Source organism: Novosphingobium sp. fls2-241-R2A-195 (genome assembly GCF_030209485.1).
Classification (GTDB): Bacteria; Pseudomonadota; Alphaproteobacteria; order Sphingomonadales; family Sphingomonadaceae; genus Novosphingobium; species Novosphingobium resinovorum.
In genome coordinates this window covers 1-24,836 of record NZ_JARVRY010000010.1, presented here as the reverse complement: position 1 = coordinate 24,836, position 24,836 = coordinate 1, and the positions used below count along the sequence as shown (strand labels likewise).

Below are 24,836 nucleotides of genomic sequence, written 5' to 3'. Positions count from 1 at the left end.
CTCGCGCCCGGCGGTGGATGGAACGCGTCCGAGATCGACAACGCCATGCGCGGCTGAGACCGCGCTGGCAGCTAGAGCGTTCCGCGCCGGCTAAGAGCCGAGGGACGGACGTTGCCGCAAACACTTCGCACCAAAACCGGACACAGTTCGCACCTGATATGTTCACATCGACTTTGGCGCCGACGTCAGCCATGCTAATTCTTTGATCTCGGCCTCGTTTCACAGGACTTAAACGAACTTGCGGCAACTCATCGCGGATATCAGAAACCGGTTCAGCCGCCCACCAACGTCAGCCGACGCACCATCCCAGTTCGTCAACCTCGCGCCGACCGATACGGCGGACGAAGCCGGCGTCTATGCCAAGGCGCTGAAAGCCGCGATAAAAGATCCAAAGGTCTCAAACATCGCGCTGACCGGACCCTATGGGTCGGGCAAGAGCAGCATCATCCAATCGTTCCTGAAGCAGAACGAAATCTCCGCGCTGCAGATCTCGCTCGCGGCGTTCCTGCCCGAAGCGATCAAAGCCGGGCCGGATCACAAAGCCGGGGCGGATCAGGCCGCCCCCGATCGAAAGGTGAGCAAGCAAGAGATCGAGCGCAGCATCCTCCAGCAGATGCTCTATGGGGCAGACGCGAACAAGCTTCCCTTCTCGCGCTTCAAGCGGATCCGGTCGCCGGGCCGGCTATCGGCGCTGCTCTCGCTCTATGCCATGATCGGCGTCGCGTCGGTCTGGCACCTCTTTCAGAAGCGTGACGACATCATCAATGGGGCGTATTTCGTGCCATTGGCGAAAAGCAACTGGCAGCACTTTGTCTGGTTCGCGGTGGGCGCCTCCTTTGTCTGGGTGCTGCTCCACCAAGTCTACAAGGCCAGCTTCGGGATATCGCTGAAGAGCATCTCCCTCAAGGATATCGAGATCACGCCAGCTGCGATCGCGCATGAATCGATACTTAACCGCCATCTCGACGAGATTATTTATTTCTTCCAATCGACGAAGTACGATCTCGTCATCATCGAAGATCTGGACAGATTTGACGATTCCGAAATCTTCGTCACCCTGAGAGAGATCAACAAACTCATCAACGAAAATGCCGGTGTGAAGCGTACGATACGCTTTCTCTATGCGCTGCGCGACGACATGTTCATCAACACCGATCGCACCAAATTCTTCGAATTCATCATCCCCGTTATTCCGATCATCAACAGTTCGAATTCGATCGACAAGATGCTGGAGCAGGGCAAGCGCCTAGCTCTGGATGACCGGCTCGATCGGCAGTTCCTGCGAGAGGTGTCGCGCTATCTCAATGATTTGAGGCTCATCCAGAACATCTTCAACGAGTATGCCATTTACGCCGCCAATCTAGAAACTGACGGTGATAATGATCTGAATGCGACCAAGCTTCTCGCCGTCCTCATCTACAAAAACGTCTTTCCTAAAGATTTCGAAGCGCTGCATCGCGGCAGCGGCAATCTCGCACAGATTCTCGACCGTCACGACGAATTCATCGCGCATGGTGAGGCGGGCTATAGAGCCCAGATCGAGCACCTGGAAGACGAGATCGACGTCGCGGAGCGACAGATCCCCTCCGATGTTCTGGAATTGCGCCGGATTTACGCGATGGCGCTCATTGAGAAGACGCCGTCTTACATATCGCAAATCATGGTGAACGGACAGAATTGGGTCCAGATCTCCTCGATCGCCACGATCGATACGTTTGATCAACTCATCAAGAGTTCGAATGCCTCTTTAAGGTCGCCACAAGGTCATCAGGCTCAGCTCAATCCTTCGATGATTGCGGCGGAGGTTGATCCGTCGCGAACCTATCAGGAACGCAAGAAGGAGATTGAGCAGAGGGCAGTTGAATTCAGGAATACCACCGCCAAGAAGCTCCGCGCCTTGCGTGCGAAAAGCGCGAGCCTGCGCGCCGCCAAATTCAACGAGATCATTCGGCTCAACACCGACGGGCTAGACGAACTCTTCAGCGCCTTCGGCAACAGAAGCGAACTCGCGCGCTTCCTTGTCCTCGAAGGGCATCTCGACGACACATATTATCAATACACGTCGCTATTCCATGCGGGCCGCCTGTCTCCGAATGACAACAAATATCTGATCAAGATCCGTGGCTTCATCACGCCGGAACCAGGCTTCCCGATCGATAACCCTCGAGAAGTCATAGCCGCGATGCGCGATGAGGACTTCCGGCAGAGCTACGTACTCAACGTCAAAATTGTCGATTGCCTGCTCTCTGATCCGACATCCTATGGATCTCAAGTCGATGCCATGTTTGGCTATCTAGCATCCGAATTCGAAACGATTGATGCGTTCTTCACGAGCTATTACGCTTCCGGAACGCAGGTGCCCACATTTGTTGCCGGCATGGTCCGGTCATGGCCTGGCTTCATCCCCGCGACCCTCGCCAACCCCAGGCATCTGTCCCACCTCGCGCAGCTGATCGCGCATTTACCGCTCGCCACACTCGAGGCGTTGCCGGGAAAATACGCCGAACTTTCGGAATTCCTCGCGGTCAATCTTGCCGAGATACTGGCGATGGGCGTCGGCTGCGAACCGTCGAGGCTGGAAGCGCTGGGCTTCGAATTGGAAAGCCTGCGCAGCGTCGATGGCTTCCCCGGCATCGCGCGCTCACTGTTCGAGGCAGGCCGTTATGCGCTCACCATCGACAATCTCGACTACGCCTTTGAGGCCGTCCTGGGCGAGGGCGACATGCAGTCCCTGCACACGCGGCATTATACCACCATCTCCCAGATCGCGAACGCCCCGCTTACTGCCAGGATCGAGCGTGAATTCGCGGGCCATCTGAAGCTCGTCCTGCTGGGCCTCCCCGAAAATCGGCAAGAAAGCACCGCCACCATCCTCGCTCTCCTCGCGCGAGACGACGCAGATTTCGACGATCTGGTCGCCTTTCTCCGGACGCAGTCGGGCGTTATCCCCATTTTGGCGGATGTGCCGGCGCGCTTCCAAAGCCCGGCGTTCCAACTGGGCCGGATCGCGCCGTCCTGGGAGAACGTCCGGGCTTTCCTCTCCAGCGAGGCATTCGATGCCGAGAGCCTCACCACTTTTCTCAATATGGACGCGCCGCAAGCGACGCTTTCGGCCGAACCAATGCCCCAAGACGAAGGCGCGCCGTCGCTCCATCGTTTCCTTATCGAGAATGATGGACTGACCGAGGCGGCCTATCGGAATTACGTTCGAGTCTTGCCGGAAGGCTTTTCGCGATTCCCGGAGAGCGTGGACGCCGCCAAGCTGCGGATCTTGATCGAAGAGGGAAGAGTCGCCTTTTCGGGTGAAGCGCTGGATTTCCTCAGCGCCCATGATGACCTTCGGCTTGCCTTCGCGACCAGAAACATCGAGTCATTCCTGGAGACGCAGGCCAGTCTTTCGATCGACGACGATTTCCGCGAAGCCCTGCTTGGCAGCCCGATCAGTGACGAGCACAAGGTGACGGTCATTCGATCGATGGATCTTGCTCAGCTCTCTGGACTTGCGACACGGGCGCGCATCGTGGGCGCTATACTTGAAAGAACCGGAGCCGACCTGCCCGGGCTCAGCGCGGGCCCCGCGCGCGCTATCATCTTGGCCACGCGACCGATCGAGGTGCAGGTCAGATTGTTCAATCGCTACCAGTCACTTCTAAGCGACGACGACGTCCGCGAGATTCTGGCCGAGCTCCCCAGGCCCTTTTCCGAGATCAAGCGAGGCTATGGAATTCCGCTGCTCGAAAACACGCAGACCAACGCTGCGCTCGCAGCCTGGCTCGTTTCGCGTAAAATCATCTCGTCTGTAGGCAAAGGCTGGTTCGGCGAAATTCGCATCAATCTTTTCCGGCGCGACGCCGAAGAATAACCGCTTCCCAAGCTTCAAGCGATTGTGGGGCGCCTAGCTGCGGATTCGGTTTCTCGTGGCAACCGGCAGGTTTCAGTATGAGCGGTCATCCCCTCCCGGCCGCTGAACGTCGTAAGTTGGTCGCGTGCCGCCGAAGGGGAAAGCAAAGGTTGCTCCCCCCTTTCATGAGCCTATGGCTTCGCGGCGACCGGAAGGCGAAATGGTGCGCCAAGACGATTGAACGCGTTCATCGCCGCGATCGCCAGCGTGAGATCGACCAAATCCTTTTCAGCAAAAGCGGCGGCCGCAGCCGCATATGCTTTGTCCGAAGCATGGGTCGTGCTGATGTTGGTCACTTCCTCGGCCCAGGCCAGCGCTGCTCGATACTGGTCGGAAAACAGGTGCGGCACCTCCGCCCAGACAGAGACAAGCGCGACCTTGTCGATCGCCATGGTCTTGAGCAGGTCACGAGTGTGCATATCGATGCAATGGGCGCACCCGTTAATTTGCGACACCCTCAGGAACACCAGATGGATCAGCTCTTCGGGAAGATCCGTAGCCTTGGTCACATAATGATGGACTCCGAACAGGGCCCTGGCGCCTCCGGGGGCGATTTCCGACCAGTTCAAACGCTTCATATCGGTCATGCTTGCTTTCCTAGTCACCCGCGCCGGGCATCGGCGCTCGCTGACGTGACGAGGTAGGCCGGCACATCGTGACATCATGGCGCCGATATTTTTCGTTCCCGCTGTCGTCCCATGTCACACCGGTGGCGGCCATCTCGTCATGCAGGCAGACACTTGCATCGGAGACATGGACATGAAGATTGTTATCATCGGCGGCACCGGGCTGATCGGCAGGCCCCTCGTTGGACTGCTTCGGGCCGCAGGCCATGAGGTCGTCGCCGCTTCACCGAGCACCGGCATCAATGCGCTGACCGGCGCCGGCCTGGCACAAGCGCTGGCGGATGCCGCCGTCGTGGTCGATGTCAGCAATGCCCCCTCGTTCGAGGACGAGGCCGCGCTCGCTTTCTTCCGCGGCACGACAACCAACTTGCTGGAAGCAGCACGCAATGCAGGCGTGCACCACGTTGTCGCGCTTTCGGTGGTGGGGACCGATCGCCTTCAAGCATCGGGTTATTTTCGCGCTAAGCTGGCGCAAGAGCAACTGATCGCCGGCGGTGGCGTCCCTTACACAATCGTGCGCGCCACGCAGTTCTTCGAGTTCCTGTCCACCATCGCGGACGGCTATACGCGGGGCGACGCCGTGTACCTGCCAGCGATCGCGCTCCAGCCGGTCGCGGCAGCCGATGTCTCGGCGCTGCTTACCCCAATAGCCACAGCTACCCCGGCCGGTGGCATCATCGAACTGGCAGGACCGGAGCGCGCACCGCTGGCCGAGTTTACCACCAACTGGCTCGGCACCCGCGACGATCCGCGCCGGATCATCATCACGGACGAACGCGACTATTTCGGCGCGCCTGCCGACGACCGGACGCTGGTCCCGGGCGAAAATCCACGGATTGCGCCCACGCGCTTCGATGAGTGGCTTGCCGCTCAGTCGCAGGAGAGTGCGGCATGAGCCGGAACCTTCCGCTCGCACTGGCCACAGTGCTCGGTCTCGCGTCCGCCGCGAACGGCCTCTTTATGCTGATCTCACCAGCAAACTGGTACTTTGCGGTGCCCGGCGTCACCACCACCGGTCCGTTCAACCAGCATTTCATCCGTGACATCGGTTTGATTTTCCTGCTCGTAGCGATCGCGATGCTCATTGGTGTCGCGCGACCGGCGTCGCGCGTTCCTCTTTGGTCCGCGGCCGCCCTCTGGCTTGTCGGCCACGGGTTGTTCCATCTCTGGGAGGTAGCGGTCGGCATATGTGGGACAGGTGCGCTGTCCCAGGATTTTCCTGCTGTGACCTTACCGGCTATATTGACGACCGCTCTTGCCCTCTGGGCCTGGCGCGATGACGCGCGCAGTAGCCAAGCATTGTCGATGGGGGACACTCGTGCGGCACGGTGATGAACGTCTCGCCGATTTCGAAGCTGAGCGGCCGAGGCTGTTGCGTCTCGGCTATCGGATGCTTGGCTCTCTCAGCGAGGCGGAAGATATCCTGCAGGAAGCGTGGCTGCGTTGGGCGGCAACGGCCCAGAGCGTTGACACGCCGGCGGCCTATCTGACCCGCATTGTCACCCGCTTATGCCTCGATCAGCTCAAGTCCGCCCGGGTGCGCCGGGAGACCTATGTCGGTGCCTGGCTGCCTGAACCCTTGATGGGTGCTACTGAGGAAGAGGAGACGATCGCCGAGGACGTGACGCTCACACTGATGCTTGCAATGGAGCGCTTGTCCCCTCTGGAGCGTGCCGCCTTCCTGCTTCACGACGTGTTCGACATGGCGCTCCCCGATGTCGCGATGACATTAGGACGCGAGCCCGCCGCTGTCCGGCAGCTTGCCTCACGCGCACGCAGGCACGTACAGCATGCGCGACCGCGTTTCACCGTGGAGGCAACCGAGGCCGATCGGATCGCGCGCGCGTTCTTCGCCGCCGCCCGCGACGGTGATGCTGCCGCACTGTCTGCGCTGCTGGCGCGCGATGTCGAGATACATTCCGATGGCGGCGGTAAGGTGATCGCCTTCCGCAATGTGGTGCGCGGGATCGAGCGAGCGCTTCGCTTGTTCGCTGGGTTGCGTCGGAAGTATACGTCAGTACCGACGCTACTGCGCACCGCGACGATCAACGGTCTGCCCGGCTATATCAGCATCGATCGTGGCGACGTGCTCCAGACCACCGCGCTGGACCTGCGCGATGGGCGCATCGCGGGGATCTATATAGTTCGTAATCCCGACAAGCTCCGTCATCTTGTGGCAGCTTTCGGCAGGGACGGTCATCCACAGCACGGCCACTGAAGGTCGTGAATTGGTCGCGACCTGCCGGTTAGCGGACGGACCGCACCTAGGAACGGAAAATTGGCGGCTGAATGTCTTAGAAGGGTCGGCATCAACCTGCAGCGCCATCAAGCGCATTACCTCATGAAACGCAGTTCCCGTCGGAGCAAGCGCCGCGTCTCCGGTAACTTATAAAGCCAGATAAAGGCTACTGCTTCCTAAATTTCATATTCGAGGTGCCACGCTTTGGCTCTGGGAGTGTGTCCCTTTAATTGATCGTGCGACCCGCGATTTGTCATTTCGTCATGAAGCTTCTTCACGATGTCGCTCCCGGTGCGGGTCAGCAGGCCGGGGATGAAACCGTGGACTATTGCTGCCAACCCCGCCTTGAGCATCAGCACGCCGAAGCGGTTGGCAACGTACCAGTGTTCGCCGTAGGTTTCGTGGACCGAGCCGGGATGGTCGACAAACAGTTTGTTGAACACGTGTTGCTCCTGGAATGAGACCGTTGGCAGAATGACGATATACCGCGCGTGTCGGCCGCGGATCAATGACCGACGAGGAATGTCTGGCCCGTTTCAATACCCTCGATCGAGCGGAGATAGGCTCCGGCGACCTGTGAGGCGGGGACTGGCTGATGGCCGGGCAGCAGGTTCGTGCCGATCTTGTCGATCGATTCCTGCACGATGGTGGGGCTTATCGCATTGATGCGGCGATCGCGGCCAAGTTCGGCTGCGGCGCCTATGACGAAAGCCTCGATGCCGCCATCCACAATGCTTGCGCCTATCCCCCCAAACCATGGCATCCGAGACATGATGCCCGAGATCAGCGTGAACGACCCGCCCTCGCGCACGAAGGGCAGCCCTTGCAGGACGATGTCGATCTGCGATGAGAGCTTGCCACGGATTGCCTCATCCACATGCGCGCGGGTGATCTGGTGCAAAGGCAGCAAGGGAACCATGCCCACGGTACAGGCGACGGCGTCGATTTCTCCGACTTGCGCATAGGCGGCCGCGATCGAGGCGCTGTCCGTAATGTCGATGCGCAAGTCGCCTTCATCGTAGTCGGCGCTCACCACGTCATGACCGCGTGCCAGCAGCATCTTCAGGACCGCACTGCCGACGGTGCCCGATGTGCCGATCAGGAAGACGCTCTTTTTAGGGATGTTCATGCCTCGTCTCCTGAAGATCCGAACCAGCGAGTGACTGAAGCGCTTTCGATGGCGGAGAGCAGGACGGCGTCATAGTCGGCTTCGTCGATCTCGACGTTCTTCTGTGCGATGTCGCGCCGGGCGATGCGCCAGCCATCGGCAGTCAGCACGGCCTGGTCGGAATAAAGCGCATTGCCGCGGATGCGGCGCAAGCGGCCGGGTGTGTCGGTGGGATGGAGGGTGATGTAGATCACCTCGCTCACCACGTGGGCGCTTCGACCGTCATTCTCGAACCGATAGAGCGTGTTGCCGATGAGGTGCTGGCCGGAGATGCGGGTCTTGTTGAATTCCTGCAGGAAGCGGCCGAAATCGGCGGCGCTGCGGCTTTCCATCGGCATGCCGGGAAAGTGGATCGCGGCGTCAGGGGTGAAGATGTCGTCGTAAAGGCTCCACTCGTCCTGGTCCTGCGCCTGCCCGTAGCGGGTCAGCAGATCCTGGATTTCGGCGCGGGCGATCAGTTCTTGGTCGGTTATCCGGGGCATCGTCAATGTCCTGAGTGGAGCAGCCAGCGGGTGGCGAGGGTGGAGCGCACGGCGTCGGCGACGGGCATTTCGAATGGCAGGGTCGCGCCATCGGCGGCCTTGCGCACGATGGTGTGCCGCACGATGCGCCACTCGCCGTCGCGGTGTCGGAATTCGTCGATGTAGAGCCCCGGCGTCACTTCGCGCGATGCACCGCCGCCGGGTGCGTCCTCCAGCGTGGTGGCGAGGAACTCGGTGACGGTGCGGGCACGGTCGCCGTCGATCTCGGCCTGCATGTTGCCGAGGAGATGCTGGCCGGACAGGCGCAGGGTATCGAACGTGCCCGCCAACATTTCGCGAAAGGCGACGAAGCCGAGCGTGCCCTCCATGTAGCCGGGCACGTGCACTTGGGCGTCCGGGTGGAAGGCGCCGTCGTAGAGCGGCCAGCATCGCTGGTCCACGCCCTGTGCGTAGCGGGTAAGACAGTCCAGCAGTTCGGCCCGGTCACGCAGTGTCTGCCACGTCAGCCTCACGCGGCGACCTCGGGCGCTATTTCGGCGGCGGCGAGGAGGCTGGTGTCCTCCAGCGGCTCGGTGATCGTCAGGAACTGGCCGACGTGGCGCGGGGTCACCACTTCCGAGAGGGCGAAGGCAGCGAGATCCTGATAGGTGACGCGTGAGGAGCGATCGAGCTCGATCCGGGTGTAGACCTCGTGCGGGCGGCCCAGCTCGCCTTCGTAGATCGAAGGGTTGCGGATCACCGTCCAGTCCACCGGCGCGTCGCTGGCGGCGATGAATTCCTCGGTATGGTCCTTGTCGAGCACGCGGTTCTTCACGAGATCGCGCAGCCAGGTGACGTAGGGCGAGCCATCGTTGCTGCCGCCGGCGCCATGCGTGCTCATCAGTACGATGCGCCGCTTGCCGTGGCGGGGGAGGGCGTCGAACAGCAGGCGGGTGGAGACGAGACAGACATCGACCGAGGCGGAATCGTCGATCTCGGCGCGGCTCGTGCCAGAGGCCGGGATGCCCAGGCTGCAGATCACCGCGTCGTTCTCGGCGGCGAGCTTTTCGATGATCGCCGGGTCGCGGGCGTCGCCGACGACGACTTCGAGGTTTTCGCCACGGACGGGCAGTCCTTCCGGACGGCGGACGAGGGCGGCTACATGGTGTCCGGCGGCCAGCGCCTGTTCGACGATGACCTGGCCGGTGCGTCCGGTGGCGCCAAGGACAGCGATTTTCATGACATGCTCCTATCGGGGGAAACGAGGAAAGGGGTGAGCGCCGCCACGAGAGCGGCGGGGGCCTGGCCGGGCAGTGCCGCCGTGTCGCAAGCGCCGGACAGTGCGGCGTTGGCGCGATACTTGCGGTCGAGGGGAAACGGGGCGCGGAGACTGCCCGGAGCGTCATCGACGCGCAGGCGGCGCGCAGTTCCGGCGGCATGGATCGTCACGGCGGCGGGATAGCTGCGGTTCGGGGCCAGAGGGGAGAGGTCTGACGATTCCACCAGCGTCACCGTGCGCCCGGCGGCGAGGATCGCGGCGTCGCCGCGTCCGTGCGGCAGGAAGTGCTCCGGCAGTACGGCGCCTTTCGCCAGCAGGCAGCCGATTGCGAACGGGAAGCTGAACTGTGCATGGTCGGCAGAAGCAGGTGGCAGGAAGTCGAGCGCGGCAAGCCCCGGCATCACCTCGACCTCGATGCGCTCGACGTGGTCGCCGCTCCAGCCTTCCTGCGCGAGTATCGCCTCGACTGCGGCGAGTGCGCCATGGATGGCGCGGCAGCAGGGCCAGGGCTTGGCGTAGATGTTCAGGATGTGCCAGCTTTCGCCCAGCCCGGAAGCGAACGTGTCCGCAGCCTGCGGTGTGTCGAACGGAGGGGTGTCGAACGGACTGGGCGTGATGCCGAGGAAAGGCTCGCCGCCGCCACCGAAGCCTGCCTCGGCCAGCAGGGCGGCGGTCACGGCGCTGGAGGCGGCCTGCCCGACGGCTTCCTTGACCATCGGCAGTTGCAAGCTGGCGAAAGGGCCGTGGGCGGCGGCGATGCGTATCGCGCGTGCTATCGTGTCCGCCGAGCCGCCTCGGTAGCGGGCTACCGCAGCCGCCGCTCCCAGCACCGATGCCGCGCCGGTGCAGCGATAGGAGCCGCCGCTGAGCTGCGGCATCAGCAGGTAGCCCGCGCGGATCGCGATTTCGTAACCGACGACGAGCGCGGCCAGCAGGTCTTCGCGGCTTTCGCTCCCGCGTGACGCGGCGAGCAGCGCGGGCAGCACCGTCGAGCCGGGGTGGATGCCGCCGCCTTCGTAATGCCCGTCGTCGTGGTCGAAAGCCGATGCGGCAATGGCCCACGCGAAGGCGCACATTGCGGCGGACGAGCCTTCCGAGCCGCCCAGATCCAGCACCATCGCCCGGCGGGCTGCTGCGAACGCCTCGCTGCGGGTGCCTGCGAGCAGGCAGCCTAGCGTATCCTTGAGCGCGGATTCTGCGCGATCGCGCACGGGAAGCGGCAATGCGCTCCAGCGGACCGATGCGGCGAAGGAGGCGGCGGCTTCGGCGCTCACGACCGGGGCTCCCAGCGGCGCGCCTCGCGCCGGAGTTTCGACGCCAACCCCGCCAGCGCATAGAGGGCGACGGCGCAAAGCGCGGCAAGCATGGTGATGGCGGCGGGCAAGGGCGTGATCGCCGCCTTGAGGTCTTCCCACAAGCGCAGCGCCAGCGGCATCGCATCCGACGAGGCGAGGAACAGGCCTGCGCTGATGTCGTCCACCGCGAGCAGGAAGGCAAACACGAAAGCGCTGGCGAAAGCGGTCGCGAGCAGCGGCATCGTCACCGTTCGGGCGGTGGTGACCGGTCCGGCGCCCAGCGTGGCGGCGGCGCGGGCGAGTTGCGGGTCGAGGCGGCGCGCGGCGGCGCCAACCAGCAGGAAACCGTAAGGCAGGCCCGTCACCGCATAGACCGCGACGAACAGCACCGAGGGCTCGATGCCGCTCCAGCGCAGCGCGACAAGGTAGAGCGCTGCCGTCACCGTGATTGGCGAGACCACCAGCGGCGCGGCGACGGCCAGCGTCACCAGCCTTGCGCGCGCGTCGCCGAGGCGCAGCGCAGCGAGCGCGGCCATGGCTCCGGCAAGGCTGCCGATGGCGGCCGATGTGATGGCAATGCGCAAGGTGAAGGCTGCCGAGCCGAGCAGGTCGGGGTCGCCGAGGAAGGTTTCCATCCAGCGCAGCGAGAAGCTGCGCGGCGGAAAGCGCAAATAGAAGTCGTCGCTCACCGAAAGCGGGACGAGGATGACGAGCGGCACCAGCAGCAGCGCCAGCACGAAAGCGAAGATCGCACCGACCGGCACCCAGCGCCACGGCGAGACCGCGCGGGCGAGCGGTTCCAGCGCATGCATCACGCGGGCGGAGATGCGTCCTGCGTCTGCCCGTCCGGCGTAGCGGCGCAGCAAGGCCGCAAGACCGCAGGAGAGCAGGACCAGCGCGACCATGACCACGATCCGCGCCGAGGCACCGGCATCGTCGCCCAGCGTGTTGATGCGCACTTCCAGTTCCTGCGACAGCAGGTAGCTGTCGGGCGCGCCGAGGAGCGTCGGGATCGCGTAGAAGCCGAGGCAGCTGAGGAACACCAGCGCACAGCTCACGCCGATGCCTGGCACGGCAAGCGGGAGGACGGTGGTGAACCACGCCGTCACCGGGTCTGCGCCGAGGCTGCGCGCTGCGCGCGGCACGCGCAGGTCGATGCCCTGCATCACCCCGTAGAGCGGCAGGATGAACAGCGGCAGCGCCACCTGCACGCTGGCGAGCAGCATCGCACCATCGGTGAAGGCCAGCTTGACCGGATGCGCCCAGCCCAGCGCATGCAGCGCCGAATTGACGAGCCCGCGCGAGCCCAGGATCGCCAGCCAGGCATAGCTGCGGATCAGCGTGCCGATGGTGAACGACAGGCCCATGGCCACCAGCATCGTCCGGCGTGCCCATGCGGGGCAGCGCACCAGCGCATAGGCCGTCGGTGTTCCCAGCAGCAGGCAGGCCAGCGTCACCAGTGCGGCAAAGCGCAGGGTGTCGCCCAGCACGCTGCGAAAGGCGCTGTCGAGAATGCCGGAATAGGCCGAAAGATCGAAAGTCCCTGCCGACGCCACCGAGCGGTACAGCGATAGCGCGAAGGGCGCGAACAGCAGGCCGAGGCTGATTGCCAGCGCGGGAAGGCAGGCCAGCCAAGCCAGCGTGCGATTGCGGGCGAGGGCGCTCATTTGCCGACCACCTCGGTCTCCCAGAGCTTCACGCTGAGCGCGACGTTGGTGATGCCGGGGCGGTCTTCCTTCGCCCACCATTCGTCGTCCTGCATGATCTGCCGCGTCAGGTTCTGCGGTGCGGTGGGCAGGTGCGCGGTGCGCCCCGGTGGCAGCAGGACGAAGGCGCGCTGGTTGGCGGGGCTGTAGCCGATCAGCGAGGCGAAATGCGCCTGCCGGTCGGGCCTGAGCGCGAAGGCCATGAAGCGCAGGGCATTGGCGTGGTTCGGCGCGCCGCGCGGGATCGCCCAGTAGCCGCCCTGCAGAATGCCCTGGTTCCAGGTGTAGAGCGAACCGGCGTCGCGCGCTTCGGGCGTGTCCACCGGGCCGTTCCAGATATTGCCGATGACGACGTTCTGCTCGTTGAGCATCTGCAGCGCATCGCCGCTCGACAGCCAGTAGCGCGCGACGGAAGGGCGCAGGCGGCGCAGGGCGCGGATCGCGCGGTCCCAGTCGAGGGGATAGAGGCGCTCCGGCGATACGCCGTCGGCCAGCAGGGCGATCTCGAAGGTTGCCGCCATCTGCCCCATCAGGCCCGAGCCGAGCATGCGTTCGCCGGGATGACGGGCGGTGTCCCACATCGCGGCCCAGCCTGCTGGCTCGCGGCCGGGGAACAGTTCCTGACGATAGGCCAGCACGGTGGAGGCGTAGAACGAGGGCAGCGCGTGCTTGCGGGGCTTGCGCGGGCCGAGTGCGGCGATGTCCTGCGGATCGAACCCGCGCAGGTCCACAGGCGCGAGCAGGCCGTCGCGTTCGAAACGCGGGAGTTCGGCCCCGGAAATGTCGGCGACGTCGATCACCGGGCGGCCCTGTTCGATGCTGGTGCGCAGCTTGCCCGGCATGACGAAGGGCACGGTGCGCACGCGGATGCCAGTTTCCTCCTCGAACGGCTTGTAGAAGGCGCGGCGCTGGGCGCGGCCCCAGAAGCTGCCGCCGTCGCACAGAATTACTTCGGGGCCCTTGCGCGAAGTGGCGCAAGCCGTGGTTGCCGCCGATAGCCCGAAGGCCAGCGCGCCGCGCCGGTTCAGGATGACGCTCATCGCGCGCTCGCTGGATAAGCGCAGGCTGCGCCGGGCGCGATGGTGACGCCGACCGCCGTTCCCGGCACCGGCATGGCGGCGGTGATCGGCTGCACGGCATGAAGCTGCGCGCCGGAGCAAAGCCGGATTTGCACCGTGCGGTGCGTGCCCGCAAACAGCGCGGTCAGCACGGTGCCGCCCAGCGCACCATCGCGCGGTTCATGGAGCGCGACGTCCTCAGGCCGCACGACCAGATCGACGGCCATTCCCGGCCGCGGCGGTGGGGAGGGCCAGCGGGCATCCAACGTGACCTCGCCAAGGCGGACCGCGCCGCCTTCTCCGACCATGGCGCCGAGGCGGTTGGCGCCCGCCCACAGGAACTGCGCGGCGAAGGCGCTGGCGGGATGGGCGTAGATGTCCTCCACCGCGCCGACCTGTTCGAGCCTGCCCTGGTTCATGATGGCGATGCGGTTGGCCAGTGCCAGCGCCTCGCGTTGGTCGTGGGTGACGTAGATGACGGTGGCGCGCGTTTCCTGCAGCAGCAGCTTGAGTTCGACCTGCAACTGTTCGCGCAGCGCCCGGTCGAGCGCGCCCATCGGCTCGTCCATCAGCAGCACGGCGGGCTCGGCGGCAAGGGCGCGGGCTATGGCGACGCGCTGTTGCTGGCCGCCCGACAGCGTCTGGATGCGACGGTCGGCGAAGCCCTCCAGCCGCACCGAGGCCAGCAGGCGATCGACCCGCTCGCGGATCTCGCCGCGCGCGGCGCGCCTCCGCACCAGCGGATAGGCGATGTTCTCGGCGACGGTCAGGTGCGGGAACAGGGCATAGTGCTGGAACACCATGCCGATCTCGCGCCGGTGGACTGGCAGCGCCACCACGCTGCGCCCGTCGATCAGGATATCGCCCGCGTCGGGCTGCTCGAACCCCGCCACGAGGTTCAGCAGCGTCGACTTGCCGGAGCCGCTGGGGCCGAGCAGGGCGATGCGCTCGCCCGGCTCGATGTCCAGCGATACCCGGTCGAGCACCGGTGAACCGCCGAAGCTCTTGCTCACCCGGGTGATGGCGAGCGGGGCGATGGAGGCCGTTTCGGGGCGGGCCTGCCTGGAAAGGATCACGTCAGTCGGTTCCTGTGCATGATGGAAAGTCCGCCCCCGATGCGCATGGTCAGAAGTTGACCGATGCGCCGACCTGGAACTGCACCTTGGGCTTGGGGGCCACGTAGATGCGGTCGCTGAGCGAGAAGCCGAACTCGTTGTAGACCGAGCCCGGATACCAGATGCCGCCGGCCCACAAGTTGAGGTTGTTCTTCTCGGGCAACACCCAGCGCACCTTGCCGGACACGCGGTTATAGGTGCCGGCGCTGTAGGCGCCGAGCGAGTCCAGCTTCTGCGGCCCGAAGAACTCGTGGTCCAGATCGACGCGGATGCTCTCGCCCGAGGTGCCGGGCAAGCGGTAGTCCACGCGCGCACCGTAAGCCGCCAGCCACTTGGCGACGTAGGGCACGTAGCCGCCATCTGCGAGGCGCGCCTTGACCGCCGAGTAGTTGCCGGTCAGCTTGAGGTCCACGGCCTCGCTCTGGATCAGCTCCAGCGAGGTTTCGAGGTCGAGGCCCTTGCGGCGCGAGGTGCCGAGGTTGACGTATGTATAGCCGACCTGGCCCACTTCGTTGGAGTTGACCGTCTTGTAGAAGTTCGCCTGGAAGTGCAGGCGGCGGTTCCACGGATCCCAGGCGATGCCCGCCTCCTTGCTCGACAGGTGCGAGACGTTGAGGTCGGGGTTCGTGGTCAGCTCCGAGAAGGCGCTGGGCGAACGCGGGCTCTCGCCGTAGTTGACGTAGACCGTAATGTCCGGGACCGGGTTGATCGCGGCGCCAACCTTGGGGCTGAAGCGGCCGGTCTTAGTCTTGAACGGGGCATCGTAATAGGCGTTCTCGGTCGCGTCGTAGTCCTGATTGTCGACGTCGAACGCGAAGTGGTCGTAGCGGCCGCCGGCGGTGATCTTCAGCCAGTCCACCGGCTTCAGCTGGAGCGAGGCATAGACCGACTTGGTCGTCTCGCGCACGTGCTCGCGCTGGTAGAAGTAGGCGTCGAGCGGATCGAGGCCGGTGATCTCCTCGCCGTTCTCGGAGGGCAGTTCGGTCAGTCGCGCATTGGTGTGCTGGATGCTCACGCCGCCCAGCACCAGCGCGTCGATGCCCGCGACCTCGAAGCGGCGATGCGCCTCGACGCTGGCCGAGTAGTTCCAGCGCGCGTCGCGGCGGTAGTACTGCGGATAGGGATACGTCGTGGACGTGCGGGTCAGCGCGCTGTGACCGGCGCTGGCGGTCGCTTCGAGCCCCTGATTGTAATCACCGACGAGGTAGTTGGCGATCGCGGTGTAGGTCTGCGCCGAGCCGTGATCGCTGTCGCTGATCGCGTCCTTCGCGCTGATCGCGCCGTCCTTGATGAGGCCCAGGTCGATGTAGCCGGGCTGTTCGAACTTGTTGTTGTAGGTCTCGACGCCCAGCGTGAAGCGGCCGCCGGCCAGCGGGGTCGCGAACTTGGTGAAGGTCTTCAGCAGCTTGCCGCCGCTGCGGTCGCGGTAGCCGTCGCTGCGCTGCCCGTCGACGATGGTGTAGAGGCTGGTGTCGTTCCACTGGTGGCCGATGCTGGCGACGGCGCGGACGAAGCCGTAGGAACCGCCGGTGATCGAGAGGCTGTTCGGGATGAAGTCCCGCGTCGTCGCCACGACCGAGCCGGCCTGCGCGAAGTTGCCGCCGTAGCGGGTGTCGAACGGGCCGCGCACGATCGTGAACTGGTTGATGGTCTCCGGGATCAGCGGGTTGAGATCGACGTAGCCGTTGACGCTGATGTGCGATGCCGCGTTGCGCTGCACGCCGTCCTGATAATAGGCGAGATAGGCGGAATCGTAGCCGTTGGACCAGCCGCGCATGGTGATGCCCTGCGTTTCGCCGACCTGGCCGTAGTCCGAAACCTGCACGCCGTTGCTGCCGCGCAGGAGGTCGCCCGCCGTCGTCACCAGCTTGTTGGAGATGTCGTCCTGGGTGATGACGGTGACCGAGGCCGGGTTGGCCGCCGGGGTGTTCGAAAGTACCAGCGGCGCACCGTGGCCGCGCTTGGCGGCGGTGACGATGATGGTGTTGTCTTCGGGTCGGGCGTCCTTGGCGGTTTGCTGGTATTCGCCGGTAGCCTCCTGCGCAGCGGCGGGCAGGGCGATGACGGACAGCGCGGTGGCGCCCAGCAGGGTCGCAAGGTGACGGGAACGGAGGATGTGCGCGGGCGAATGCCCACCGGTCAGGGTGTTCATGAGCTTTCCTTTCGAGTGTGACGGCCGCGAGAAGGCATTGCCCGACGGCTTCAGTCGGGCAGGAGCGGGGCGCGCATAAGCGGCTCGCGGTTGGGCTTGTTCTATGAGAAGCCTGTCACCTCGTGGCGTCCAGTTCTGGTCTTGTCGTGTGGACGAGAAATGCCGGGTTACCGGGAGTCGTCCTGCTCCAGGTCGGCGATGTAGTCTCCGATGATGTCGGGATCGATCAGGGCGTGGCGGCGCATCAGCATCCGGGCGGCCTCGCCGTCACGTGCTTCGAACGCGGCGATCAATCGGTGGTGATCGTCGAGGTCGGCGCGCATCTGCCCCGGGTACGTCAGGCAATAGCGGAAGTAGCGCGCCAGGTGGATCACGGAGCGCTCCAGCGCTTCGATCAGGTAGCTGTTGCGCGATGCCGCGATGATGGTGGCGTGGAAGGAGGACGCCGTGGCAGCATAGCCGGCAACGTCGTCCGCCAGAAGGTGGTCTTCCAACTGCGCGCACAGGTCACGCAGCGTTTCCAGTTCGTCCGGCCGCAGCCGCCGCGCCGCGAAACGGGCGGAAGAGGCAGCCAGTTCGGCCGAGAAGTCCATGAGGTCCAGCGTCTGGCGCAAGTCCAGCCGCGGGACGATGGCGCCAAGGCGCGGGGTCTTGTGCAGCAGGCCCGCCGCGACCAGCTGCGAAACCGCTTCCCGCACCGGCGTGCGCGAGGTTCCGAAGATCTCGGCGATCTCCACTTCCTCGATCCGCTGGCCGGGCACGAGCAGGCCCTGAGAGATGCGCGCCTCGATACCCGACCGGACGAAGTCCGCCTGGGAAGTCTTGAGAGCGCGTTCGGTCAATGGCCTGCCTTTCGAGCGGTGAGTGTGATACGCTGATACTCAACCAAATCAGTTGAGTAAAGAATCATGTATGCAAATTTGTCTTTCGTGCATGCAAGATGGAATTTGTCTCAAACCGTGCCCGCCTGCAAGCGGATGTTTCACGCAGTTCCACGAGATAGGTTTTGGCAGGCGCGCCGTGTCTCTTTCGGATCGAGGTTACGCGATTGACCCTGAGGTGGCGGCGTCATAGCCCTTCACGACCGAACGATGGAGATCATGCCCATGACGGCCAGGACGACCGAGGAAATGAGCGCCCTGCTCGACGAACTTCTGGCTGAACGGGAAGTGCTGCGGCTGCTGGCACGCTATGCCAACCTCGTCGATTACGGGGACGCCAGCGCCTGTGCGCTGCTGTTCACCGAAGACGGTTATTTCGAACTGCAGGGCGGCGCGCGAAACCGTATCTCCCCCAATGCGCCGTTTCCCTATCCTAAGGATTACTTGCTTGGATGTGGTGGCCGCCCCACCGAAAAGGGCTTCCGCTTCGAAGGGTATGAGGGAGTGCACGGGTTCATGGCGGGGCTCGCGCGGGAACGGCTGCGTCTGCATGCGGTGCTGCAGCCGGTCGTGAGGCTGGGTGACGGCGAGGCCTGGGTCGAAAGCCAGATGATCGCCTTAGGCAAGGATGCCGAACAGGACCACAGGCTGCTCGCCTTCGGGCGCTACTTCGATCATCTCATTCGTGTCGATGATGGAGCTTGGCGTTTCAAATCCCGTTTGTGCGAGCTCTGAAAACTTTTGCGACGCTCGGTCGCATTTCTAGTTTTAACTTTGGACGGAATTCAATCCCGCCCCATGTGAATAGCCCGTTTCAGATTTAAGCAGCTCGGAAAGCGGCCCTTCCGCACCTGGGAACAGAAAATCGCTGGCTGAATGTCTTGGAAGGGTCGCGAGTCGCCAATACCATCGTTCGCGCCTCAAAATCGCCATCCTGCCAACGGATGTTCGCTCATTCAACGCGTTGTCCCTCGGCCTCGATTTTGGCGCTTTTGAGCACTCGGCGAACATTCAAATGGAACGCCAAACGCGCGATCGGCTCCCAGTAGGCGATCGGGTCGATGCGCAGCACGGTGTGGGCCTGCAGCGTCAGCCTCGTGCCACCGTTGCGCAGGGGCGAGAGCAGGTACCTCGTATCACCGGCCACGACATACCCGGTCAGATGCGGCGTGTTGAGGTGACGATAAGGGCTCATCTCTTCCATCGCCGGTGGTTGGGAAAGGACAGTGAAGGCCAGCACCCGACCGGGTTTCCATTCGGTCACACGCTCCACCGCGGTCCCGGTCGAAAATACGCCGAGGCGCGTGGCGCCGACGCCTTCGCCCTTGAGACTGCTGCGGACCGGGTAGGCCAGCCCCGCAAGTCCAGGGAGGCCGGGTGACAGGCCAATGGGTGCTTCGCTGATGACCGCCTGCCACACCGCGTTTGGTGCAGCGGCGATGTCGATGCTCTCGACCGTGTCGATGGGCGTTGCGGGAGGCATGCTCGCTTCAAGCGCGAACAAGGCCGGAAGTACGGCGACGGACATCAGCGGTCTGTTGCCCTCATGCCCGAACATTGCGATGGCGCGGCCGAAGGCACCGCCGAGCGCCGCGGCGACCAGACCGAGAGGCGCGACCAAGGCGATGCACATGAAGCCCTCCAGCGCGAACATGAGCAAGGCGAGCCCGCCCAAAGCGCCGGCAGCGAGAACATGCGCCATGGTCCGCGCCCCGGTCTGTGGGGCCCGACGGTTCACGATATAGCCAGTCGTCATTCCGACCACGAAGGGCGTCGCAACGAAAAGGCCCCAGCCATAAGCGCCAAGCGTCAACGCCGAGATCAGCACGGCCACGACGATGATCGCCACGCCCGCCAGCACGCCCTGCAGAACATCGGCCAGATCCACCGCGTCGCCTCGCTCCCCCTTCGGCTCACCTTGCCGGCGCGGCATTGCGCCTAGCAACATGACGACGGCGATCTGGAGCACGGGAAAGATGGCGAACAAGCTCAGCTTATAGCCGCGCCCGGACCAGTTCGCGCGGCGAAACGAAAGAGCCGCCAAGGCCCAGGCGATGACGAAACCCAGTGCGAATACCGTCGCGGCCTGCGTGGCCGTCACTCCTGGCATTCGTGCAAGACTGCGCAGCGGCAGGAGCCAGAACCATGCATCGGCCTGTAGTGCCACGCCCCGCCAGCGATAGCAGAGCGCAACCATGAGGTTCTGCGACAGCAGGAGCAACGGCGCGGCCAGGACATAGACCAGCGGCGAGACACGCCCCTCGAAGGAAAGCAGTTTGCGCATGGCTCAGGCCCTCGCCGCTTGGGAGAACCGGCCTTCGGTCCGGTCATACGCCGCTGCCGGCCGCAGTTCCTTGCGCGGCGCCATGGTCTCGGGCGTGACCACGTCCCAGGCTAGCCCGAGCTTCTCCAGCATCGTGATCACTCGATAGCCCCAGTCGCTTTGCCCCGGGTAGAGCCCGATCCGCGCCGACCCAGGGAAAGCATGGTGATTGTTGTGCCAAGCCTCGCCCATGGTCGGGATCGCAGCCCAGGGAACGTCGTGAGCCTGTACGCCCGCGGTTTCCACCAGCCACGACTGCGGCCCGCGCCGATGCGCGAGGTGGCCGACGAACCAGTGGCCGGTCACGCACACACTCACTCGGACGCACACGCCCCATATCACCCAGGGCAAACCTCCGGCGAGATACAGGGCCATGCCGACCGGAACCTGTTGCACCATCCAGGTCTGCTCCAGAAAGCGGTAGAAGCGGTCCTTCCCGGCCCGCCCGAGATCGAACGCTGGAGGATCCGCCAGTTCGAGCCGACAATGGAGTTGCCACCAGGCGTCGATCAGCATCGGCCGCCGATGCGCGAGATAGTCGTGACAGCCGCTCTGCCGCTGCGCCCAGTCCCTCAGGTCATGCGTGCGGATCATCCAGAACGGCCCGCTCATGCCGACCAGCGTGCCGATCCACACCAGCGCTCGCTCCAGCCAGAGCGGGCACGCGAAACTGCGATGGATCACAAGACGATGGAAGCCGATGCTATGCCCCAGTAGAAGCGATGCCCCTGTCAGCACTAGGAACACGCCCAAGGCAGACCAACTGGCGAAGACCGGGGCCAGCACGAGAGAGATCACCAACATGATCGCGTTCCAGGTCGAATGGACCGGATCCCATCGGACCTTGCCCTCGACCGGGCTGCAGCCGGCGACTTCGATCAGACTGTTCACCGTCGTTTCGGCGGGCGCGGATGGGGATCGACTGGAGAACACGTCGGGCATTGCAACCTCCGAGGTAATTAGTTCATTGCTTAATTACTCGAAGGCCCTTGTCAAGTGATTAGCTCATTCCTTAATTAAGCCTCATGCAGAAAGTGTTCGAAGCCCTGGCCTCCACCCCGCGTCGCAAAATCCTTGCGTACCTGAGCCATGCCGAACTCAGCGCCGGTGATATCGCCTCGCGCTTCGAGATGTCGAAGCCTGCGGTGTCCCAGCATCTGGCCGTGCTGGAGAATGCCGGACTGGTGAGCAGCGAAAAGCGGGGGCAGTTTGTGTTCTACAAGCTTGTCCCGGACAATCTGCTCAACACGCTCAACACTTATGCCCAGGAAGTATGTCCGGTTTCTCGTCCGCTGAAGGCCGAGAGTGCCAAAATCGCTGCAAAAAAGGCGATCGAACTTGACGACGTAGGAAAGCGCGACGGACAGGAATCCGATGCGAATTGACGTTTGCCCGTCTTGAAATCTGCCTGTTTAAGTGCACGTAGCAGACTCGAGGCCGGGCGCTGGTCCACCCCGGTAATCATCCAGCAGCAGCTTAAGCGCGAATTGGCGTCCCCGGCGTGGGGCACGAATGACCCTACGTTGTTGATAGCTGCTGAAATAGCGGACCGTCTGCACCTGAGGAGCTAAAACCGGCGGCCGAGCGACCGGAATGGGTCGTATCGGGAGACGTGTTCTTTTGCGCTCGGTAGCCATTCAATTTCTCCGCGAAGTCGTATGGAGAGAACCGAGCGATCACATAATCCGATCAGCATGTTCTGCGTTGGGTATCCAGCAAGTCTCCCGCCGCCCGAAAATCCTATACCGATTGCGCGCTACCCATCGATACGCTGGATCGCGCAGCCAGCGCGGCACCAGCAACACCAGCCCGGCAATGCGCCATGGCCACCCAAGGCCGGTGTAAATCGACAACACTGCATCGCTGTCCCGCAGTACTCTGTCGCCATCGATTACCAGGATGGTATCCGGGTCATTGGGATCGACACCATGGCGACGGAACAATTCCGCGCCGACCTCGCCCTGCATCGCCGCAAGGCGATAACGGCGGGCCTTGTCATGGGTCAGAATGAACTGTGCGTTGGCCGAACAAAGCACACATTCTCCGTCGAACAGGATGATGGGCTGCGCTTCAGGCATCGCGGCGCTCCATGCTGCCGGTGTAGTGGATGATGGGGCCCAGCAGCGGCAGACTGACCGGAACATCGAAAACGTATCGCCCATCCTGCTCCCGTTCCGTGGCACGGCAGCGCGGGCGAAGCCAGGATGGGAGCGACAGGCCCAGAAAACGAAAGGCCACCAGATCGAGCACTATCTGGCCGCCGCCGTACGACACCCGGAAGATATTGGTGGCTAAGCCCATCCTTTCCACCATCAAACCGTCCCTGACGGTAAGGTCGCTGCGGTAACTGCGCCCGGCAAAAGTACGCCGCCATCTTTCGCCGTGCGCCAGTCGCTCGAACACGACGGAAACCGGAACCCCGTGCCCTTGGGCCGGCAATTTCATCATCCGGCACAGCAGCCGGGCGATGGGATTGCGGCTGAGCGTCACATGCGCCAGCCCTTCCCAGTGTTGCCTATCATCGGCGTCGTGCGCGGCGCGAAGCACCGGCGGCAACGCATCCATGGCGCCTGGCAGGAGGCGCCGGAATAGCGGCGGGTTCAAAATGCGATCTCCGGTTTGGCAACCATCAGCCAGTAGATGATGAGGACGCCGATGAAAGCTGGCCAGCCAAGTCTGAACCACCAGCATGACAGGCGGAAATAGCGCGGCGGCAGGGCCTCTCCATCCGGCGTCCTGTCGGCGATGCGGCGCATCTCCACCTGAATGAACACGACCGGCACCCAGCAGGCACCCACCAGCACATAGAGCAGCATTGCTGCCACCAGCCAACCGCTGCTCAGCGGGAAGCCGGCGATCTGCGCCAGCCATACGCCCGTCACCGGCTGGACGATGACGGCAGGCGTCGTGAACAGCCAGTCGGCAAGCACGACATTGCGGTTCACCACGCGGCGAGCGGCGAGCGATCCGGCACGGTTCGCCATCCATCCGTGAAAGGCCGTGCCCAGCCCCGTTCCGAACAGCAGCGTGGAACTGAGGATATGGATCAGCTTGAGAAACAGGTATTCATCCACGGCGCATCTCCAATGCATGCACGGCGAAGGAAAGGCCCAGAACGGCCAGGTTTTTGACGAGCGGGCCGAACGGGTCCGCCCAGAGCTCCGGGGCGACCGCGCTGAGGATCGTCGTGTAGCCGCCCATCAGCATCACCCCCGCAAGGGCGCCGCCGCGCCGTCTTGCCAGAATGGCCAGGCCCACGGCGACGTCGGCCAGCGATCCGACCCAGAGCGCGCCCATCGCCGCTGTCCCCGCAAGCCCAAGCCGCGCCAGCATGGCATCGGTGCTGCCGGCAGGTGCCAGCCCCAGCGAGACCAGCCCGCCGGCAAGCCAGACCAAGGCCAGCAGCCATCGCATGACGGGGATCATCGGCGACAGCCGGCTCATCGCCAGATCAGCCGAGGTCGAGGGATGCAGCGCCAGCACCTGTTCGAGCGGACGAGGCATGATTGCCGTCGCCTCGACCAGCGGAGCAAGCGGTGCGGTATTCCCGGCCGCCAGCATGGCCAGGCTCTCTGGCGAGGCAGGCCCTATTCCCACACGGGTAACGAGGACCAGAAGCCAGCGCGGGATCGGCAGTACCGGCATCCGCCCCATCCCCAGCCAGCGCCTCATTACGGCGGTCAGTTCGTCGGTGGACATCGCATCGGGACCGACGACGTCGAGGCGAGCGCACAGAGCCCTCGGTGCCCGGAGCAGGTGCACCACGATTTCCACCAGGTCGTCGACATGGATCGGCTGCACCTGCCAGTCACCGCCGCCCAGGCGCGGCCTCACCGGCAAGGCCGCCAGTGCAGCGAACAACACAGTGCTGGCGCCGCCTCGCCCCAGAACCAGCGAGGGCCTCAGAACCGCCCAGCCCATGGTCGTTCCATCGGCGCAGAGGCGGGCAAGGTGATCGTCCGCCGCACGCTTGCTGCGATGGTACGGTGTCGTCCCGGTCTCGTCAGCGCCGAGTGCGGAAATCTGGATCACTCGGCCGACACCCGCCGCGCGGGCGCCATCGAACAGGGCGATAGCGCCGTGCTGATGGACCCTGGCGTAATCGGCTCCGGCGCCGATGATACCGGCACAGTTGACCACGGCATCTATGCCGCGCAGCCGCTGCGCCCAATCGCCGGCCCCGTCGCGCGTTAGATTGCAGGGCACGATCTCCGCGCCGGGCAGGAGGCGCGACAGAGCATTGGGATCGCGCCCGGCAGCGGCGACCTGTAGGCCTTCGCCTGCAAGCCGCGCCACCACGTGCCGCCCGATGAAGCCGCCTGCGCCTACGACAAGCACACGCATCATGGCCTCCTTACGCTTCATGGCCAGCGCGGGGCGTGCGGCTCCATACCGCATAGCCCATGCCGACAAGCGCCAGGAGAATGCCGAACAGCGCGCTCGTCATCGTTCCCTGCACAAGGTCGGTCGGGTCTGTCGCGACCGGATGGAGCGAGACGAGCAGCAGCGGCGTGGCCATCATCATCACCACCGTCCACACACTCCAGAACCGCGAGCGTTGCTCGGTGCCGCACAGCTCGGACAGGAGGATGAGCAGCGGCCGCCACAGGGCGACGACAGCCAGCGTCGCGA

At 64.1% G+C, this 24,836-nt stretch carries 25 protein-coding genes; 6 read left to right on the top strand and 19 right to left on the bottom strand.

Annotated features, from left to right (window positions below):
• The first annotated feature begins 238 nt into the window (after positions 1 to 238).
• Positions 239 to 3,862, top strand: coding sequence for a YobI family P-loop NTPase (locus tag QRN25_RS09110; protein WP_285018943.1), 3,624 nt, complete (start codon positions 239 to 241; stop codon positions 3,860 to 3,862).
• A gap of 170 nt (positions 3,863 to 4,032) precedes the next feature.
• Here the strand turns inward: QRN25_RS09110 and QRN25_RS09105 are convergent, their stop codons facing one another.
• Positions 4,033 to 4,488: a carboxymuconolactone decarboxylase family protein gene (locus QRN25_RS09105; protein WP_285018940.1), complete on the bottom strand. Its 456-nt coding sequence runs from the start codon at positions 4,486 to 4,488 to the stop codon at positions 4,033 to 4,035.
• A gap of 172 nt (positions 4,489 to 4,660) precedes the next feature.
• Here QRN25_RS09105 and QRN25_RS09100 point away from each other — a divergent pair, with 172 nt between their 5' ends.
• The 3 genes from QRN25_RS09100 to sigJ are packed head-to-tail and all read left to right on the top strand — an operon-like array spanning position 4,661 to position 6,745.
• Positions 4,661 to 5,422 (top strand): SDR family oxidoreductase, encoded by a 762-nt coding sequence (locus QRN25_RS09100; RefSeq protein WP_285018938.1) that lies wholly within the window; start codon positions 4,661 to 4,663, stop codon positions 5,420 to 5,422.
• Entirely contained in the window at positions 5,419 to 5,859 is a 441-nt protein-coding gene (locus QRN25_RS09095; protein WP_285018935.1) for a hypothetical protein, read from the top strand. The genes QRN25_RS09100 and QRN25_RS09095 overlap by 4 nt, the downstream gene beginning before the upstream one ends.
• On the top strand, positions 5,846 to 6,745 hold the full coding sequence (sigJ, locus tag QRN25_RS09090) for an RNA polymerase sigma factor SigJ (RefSeq protein WP_285018933.1): 900 nt from the start codon (positions 5,846 to 5,848) through the stop codon (positions 6,743 to 6,745). Before QRN25_RS09095 ends, sigJ begins: the two co-directional genes overlap by 14 nt.
• 197 nt (positions 6,746 to 6,942) lie before the next feature.
• On the opposite strand, the gene QRN25_RS09085 is transcribed toward sigJ, so the two are convergent.
• The 11 genes from QRN25_RS09085 to QRN25_RS09035 form a co-directional block, all read right to left on the bottom strand.
• Positions 6,943 to 7,209, bottom strand: coding sequence for a DUF6356 family protein (locus QRN25_RS09085; RefSeq protein WP_285018931.1), 267 nt, complete (start codon positions 7,207 to 7,209; stop codon positions 6,943 to 6,945).
• Positions 7,210 to 7,271: 62 nt separating this feature from the next.
• Positions 7,272 to 7,895 (bottom strand): short chain dehydrogenase, encoded by a 624-nt coding sequence (locus QRN25_RS09080; protein ID WP_285018930.1) that lies wholly within the window; start codon positions 7,893 to 7,895, stop codon positions 7,272 to 7,274.
• Complete coding sequence (locus QRN25_RS09075) at positions 7,892 to 8,416, bottom strand: nuclear transport factor 2 family protein (RefSeq protein ID WP_285018927.1); 525 nt, start codon at positions 8,414 to 8,416, stop codon at positions 7,892 to 7,894. Before QRN25_RS09075 ends, QRN25_RS09080 begins: the two co-directional genes overlap by 4 nt.
• Before the next feature lie 2 nt (positions 8,417 to 8,418).
• On the bottom strand, positions 8,419 to 8,928 hold the full coding sequence (locus tag QRN25_RS09070; protein ID WP_285018924.1) for a nuclear transport factor 2 family protein: 510 nt from the start codon (positions 8,926 to 8,928) through the stop codon (positions 8,419 to 8,421).
• Complete coding sequence (locus QRN25_RS09065; RefSeq protein WP_285018922.1) at positions 8,925 to 9,635, bottom strand: NAD(P)-dependent oxidoreductase; 711 nt, start codon at positions 9,633 to 9,635, stop codon at positions 8,925 to 8,927. The genes QRN25_RS09070 and QRN25_RS09065 overlap by 4 nt, the downstream gene beginning before the upstream one ends.
• On the bottom strand, positions 9,632 to 10,948 hold the full coding sequence (locus QRN25_RS09060; protein ID WP_285018919.1) for an MmgE/PrpD family protein: 1,317 nt from the start codon (positions 10,946 to 10,948) through the stop codon (positions 9,632 to 9,634). The genes QRN25_RS09065 and QRN25_RS09060 overlap by 4 nt, the downstream gene beginning before the upstream one ends.
• The gene (locus QRN25_RS09055; protein ID WP_285018917.1) at positions 10,945 to 12,636 is read right to left on the bottom strand and encodes an ABC transporter permease subunit; all 1,692 of its coding nucleotides are present in this window, start codon (positions 12,634 to 12,636) and stop codon (positions 10,945 to 10,947) included. The genes QRN25_RS09060 and QRN25_RS09055 overlap by 4 nt, the downstream gene beginning before the upstream one ends.
• The gene (locus tag QRN25_RS09050) at positions 12,633 to 13,715 is read right to left on the bottom strand and encodes an extracellular solute-binding protein (protein WP_285018914.1); all 1,083 of its coding nucleotides are present in this window, start codon (positions 13,713 to 13,715) and stop codon (positions 12,633 to 12,635) included. The genes QRN25_RS09055 and QRN25_RS09050 overlap by 4 nt, the downstream gene beginning before the upstream one ends.
• Positions 13,712 to 14,809, bottom strand: coding sequence for an ABC transporter ATP-binding protein (locus QRN25_RS09045; protein WP_285018912.1), 1,098 nt, complete (start codon positions 14,807 to 14,809; stop codon positions 13,712 to 13,714). The genes QRN25_RS09050 and QRN25_RS09045 overlap by 4 nt, the downstream gene beginning before the upstream one ends.
• Positions 14,810 to 14,858: 49 nt before the next feature.
• Complete coding sequence (locus QRN25_RS09040; protein WP_285018910.1) at positions 14,859 to 17,000, bottom strand: TonB-dependent receptor; 2,142 nt, start codon at positions 16,998 to 17,000, stop codon at positions 14,859 to 14,861.
• A gap of 167 nt (positions 17,001 to 17,167) precedes the next feature.
• On the bottom strand, positions 17,168 to 17,842 hold the full coding sequence (locus QRN25_RS09035; protein ID WP_285018908.1) for a GntR family transcriptional regulator: 675 nt from the start codon (positions 17,840 to 17,842) through the stop codon (positions 17,168 to 17,170).
• A 264-nt stretch (positions 17,843 to 18,106) separates the two neighbouring features.
• On the opposite strand from QRN25_RS09035, the gene QRN25_RS09030 reads away from it, so the two are divergent.
• A complete protein-coding gene (locus QRN25_RS09030; RefSeq protein ID WP_285018905.1) occupies positions 18,107 to 18,616 on the top strand; it encodes a nuclear transport factor 2 family protein in 510 nt (169 codons plus the stop codon).
• A gap of 217 nt (positions 18,617 to 18,833) precedes the next feature.
• Here QRN25_RS09030 and QRN25_RS09025 read toward each other — a convergent pair whose 3' ends face one another.
• Together QRN25_RS09025 and QRN25_RS09020 are read right to left on the bottom strand one after the other, a co-directional pair.
• Positions 18,834 to 20,165 carry an SRPBCC family protein gene (locus QRN25_RS09025; protein WP_285018902.1) on the bottom strand — a complete coding sequence of 444 codons (1,332 nt, stop codon included), beginning with the start codon at positions 20,163 to 20,165 and terminating at the stop codon, positions 18,834 to 18,836.
• 3 nt (positions 20,166 to 20,168) lie between these two features.
• Positions 20,169 to 21,146 carry an acyl-CoA desaturase gene (locus QRN25_RS09020; RefSeq protein WP_285018900.1) on the bottom strand — a complete coding sequence of 326 codons (978 nt, stop codon included), beginning with the start codon at positions 21,144 to 21,146 and terminating at the stop codon, positions 20,169 to 20,171.
• Between the two features lie 83 nt (positions 21,147 to 21,229).
• Between QRN25_RS09020 and QRN25_RS09015 the strand changes: the two genes are divergently transcribed.
• Entirely contained in the window at positions 21,230 to 21,589 is a 360-nt protein-coding gene (locus tag QRN25_RS09015; RefSeq protein ID WP_285018898.1) for a metalloregulator ArsR/SmtB family transcription factor, read from the top strand.
• A 291-nt stretch (positions 21,590 to 21,880) separates the two neighbouring features.
• Here QRN25_RS09015 and QRN25_RS09010 read toward each other — a convergent pair whose 3' ends face one another.
• From QRN25_RS09010 to QRN25_RS08990, 5 genes are all read right to left on the bottom strand, one after another.
• Entirely contained in the window at positions 21,881 to 22,282 is a 402-nt protein-coding gene (locus tag QRN25_RS09010; RefSeq protein WP_285018895.1) for a thiol-disulfide oxidoreductase DCC family protein, read from the bottom strand.
• Positions 22,275 to 22,808, bottom strand: coding sequence for a DUF4166 domain-containing protein (locus tag QRN25_RS09005; protein ID WP_285018893.1), 534 nt, complete (start codon positions 22,806 to 22,808; stop codon positions 22,275 to 22,277). Before QRN25_RS09005 ends, QRN25_RS09010 begins: the two co-directional genes overlap by 8 nt.
• Entirely contained in the window at positions 22,805 to 23,278 is a 474-nt protein-coding gene (locus QRN25_RS09000; RefSeq protein WP_285018891.1) for a DUF2269 family protein, read from the bottom strand. Before QRN25_RS09000 ends, QRN25_RS09005 begins: the two co-directional genes overlap by 4 nt.
• Complete coding sequence (locus QRN25_RS08995) at positions 23,271 to 24,548, bottom strand: SDR family oxidoreductase (RefSeq protein WP_285018889.1); 1,278 nt, start codon at positions 24,546 to 24,548, stop codon at positions 23,271 to 23,273. The genes QRN25_RS09000 and QRN25_RS08995 overlap by 8 nt, the downstream gene beginning before the upstream one ends.
• A 10-nt stretch (positions 24,549 to 24,558) precedes the next feature.
• Positions 24,559 to 24,836: hypothetical protein (locus QRN25_RS08990; protein ID WP_285018888.1), on the bottom strand; the 278-nt coding region annotated here is incomplete at its 5' end.